This window comes from Planomonospora algeriensis (assembly GCF_977012225.1).
In genome coordinates, this window is sequence record NZ_CDRNDK010000722.1 from 1 (window position 1) to 2,218 (window position 2,218).

A 2,218-nucleotide genomic window follows, 5' to 3' on the forward strand; every position below is an offset into this window, starting at 1 on the left:
TGGCCGGGGCCGTGGCGGGGGTCGGGGGAGCGGCCGCGGCCGTTCCCTGGGCCGCGGCTCTGCCGGACCCGGAATCAGGGGTGTAGTCAGCGAAGAAGTTCCACCAGGCGCGGTCCACGGACTCGGGATCCTGGAGGTACTTCTGATACAGCTCGTCGACAAGCCATTCGTTCTGACCGAAGGCTGCCAGCGGGTTTGTCCGCGACGACTCAGACGACACGGCGGAAATCGCCTCTTCCGCAGATCGGCGTTGATGATGAGAGAACCTGTCCAAGGCTACTCTCCTGGGCATGGGCCCGCGCCCGTCTGGCCGCAGCCCCCGAAACGATCCTCTCAGAACAGCTGAAAGTGGTCACGTTCGGGGGGCTGACGGGAGGGTGTGAGTATGGTCACTCCGCCCCGGGCGCGTCAGGCGGTGACGAGGCGCGTCTCGACGTGCAGGCCGGGGGTGATCTCCTCCAGCAGGACGGTCAGCTCGTTCCCGGCGGCCCGGAGCTCCTCCAGCGACATGGGCTCCAGCCGCTCCAGCAGGAACAGGGCGTCGGAGGTCTCCTCGGTGATCCGGGTCCGCACGCACTGCCGCCAGTTCCACCGCCGGCAGGTGACGCCCAGGTCGTCCCGCCAGACCACCTCGCCGATCTCCGGGTGGTCGATCGCGGGCTCGCCCTTCTCGACCACCTCGAACGGCTCGTCCCCGGCCGCCCGCACCAGCCGGGCCGTGCCCGCGTAGCGGGCCAGGTCCTCGCCGCCGATCGGCAGGCCGTGGCCGACGCTGACCGCGTTGTAGGCGTCCACCACCAGGTTGATCTCCGGCAGCGGCATCCGCCGGACCAGCGCGTCCACCGACGGCCGGGTCCGCTGCGGCTTGGCGCCGAACGCCCGGTAGGCGTCCCGCCACGCCTCGACCCTCGGGTCGTCCGGCGTCACCGCCCGGTCGGCCGCCTCGGCCAGCCAGGCCCGCGACCTGTCGTCGGTCGGTCCGTTGCGCAGGCCGTACACCGCCATGGCCAGCACCGCGAAGTCCGGCCTGAGCTCGGCGACGGCCGGATCCACCCAGATGTCCTCGATCACGGGTGCCAGTTTAGGACTCCTCCGGGTCCGGGGGCGTGCCCGCCCGCTCGGTCGTGGGCGGGCCCGCGAGGCGGCGTGTCGCGTACTGCGCGAGCCGGCCGTGCAGCGCCGCCGTCACCGCGAAGGCCACGATCAGCCCCGCGACGACCGAGAGCCGGTCCTCGTCCGCCAGCAGCAGCATCTTGGCGTCGGCGAGCCCGGTCCGTGCGGAGCCCCACCCGGTCAGCGCCACCGTCACCCACCGTCCCGCACGCCTCACCGCGGGACGCGCGGCCGCGGTCGCGGCGGCCGGTACGGCCAGCACGGCGAAGGCGACGAGCACCGCCGCCGTTCCCCCCGCGGAGAAGGAGGTCGGCATGTCGACGGCGAGCAGGATGGCGCGCATCAGCAGCCGGGCCGCGACGCCGACGACCAGCCCCGCGACCAGCGCCCCGCCCAGCACGGCCGCGACCGTCCGCACGGCCCTGAGTGGTTTCCTGCTTTCCTGCATGTAATCCTCCTGCTTTATTGATAGAAGGAGGGTTATAGAGGCTTATGTCCTATAAGGGCAATGACGGACGGGTCCCGGAATCCACTCGTTACCCGGGTCAGGCGCAGGTGCGTGCGACCTGCCGAGCACCGTCCGATCGATCGACGCCGGGAGAGCCGCAGGTTCAGGGAGACGCGAGGGCGAACTGCGCCCACACGGCGTGGCCGACGGCTTGGGTGCCTCGGTAGCCGGCTTTGGAAGCCGGCGCAGCCACGATCATGAGGCCCCGGCCGCTCTCATCGAGCCTTCCGGGGTCGCGTCTGAATGCGGGCGTGCCGCCCCAACCGCAGTCCTCGCCGCCGAACGGACCGCGCCTCAGGAGGTCCGCCGCCCCTCGGTCGTCGCGTTGATCTCGGGAATGCGGTACGGCACCGGTCCGGTCCCGCCCGAGCTTCACGCCTTGGCCGCGCGTAGCGGCCTGACCTGATCGGATGGGACGGCGCCTGCGCGAGCCGGTTTTCAGGGGGCGATGTCGAGATGATCGGCGATGGCGATCACTTTCTATGGTTCTTTCGAATAAGGCTCGATATTTGAAAGAAGCGAGTTAGTCTGGTCATATGGCTCCTGCGTTCCGCAGATGTGTGTCCGGCCTAGTGCACGGATCTGCAGGTTGAACTG

The 2,218-nt window shown here is 70.2% G+C and carries 3 protein-coding genes; all 3 read right to left on the reverse strand.

All coding sequences use genetic code 11. The features are described from left to right. The coding region (locus tag ACWJ6R_RS35020; protein WP_449066321.1) for a 2-oxoglutarate dehydrogenase E1 subunit family protein at positions 1 to 220 on the reverse strand (220 nt) is incomplete at its 3' end. A gap of 188 nt (positions 221 to 408) precedes the next feature. Then, positions 409 to 1,071: a B3/B4 domain-containing protein gene (locus tag ACWJ6R_RS35025; RefSeq protein WP_449066319.1), complete on the reverse strand. Its 663-nt coding sequence runs from the start codon at positions 1,069 to 1,071 to the stop codon at positions 409 to 411. A 10-nt stretch (positions 1,072 to 1,081) separates the two neighbouring features. Further along, positions 1,082 to 1,561: a hypothetical protein gene (locus ACWJ6R_RS35030; protein WP_449066320.1), complete on the reverse strand. Its 480-nt coding sequence runs from the start codon at positions 1,559 to 1,561 to the stop codon at positions 1,082 to 1,084. Between the last annotated feature and the right edge of the window lie 657 nt (positions 1,562 to 2,218).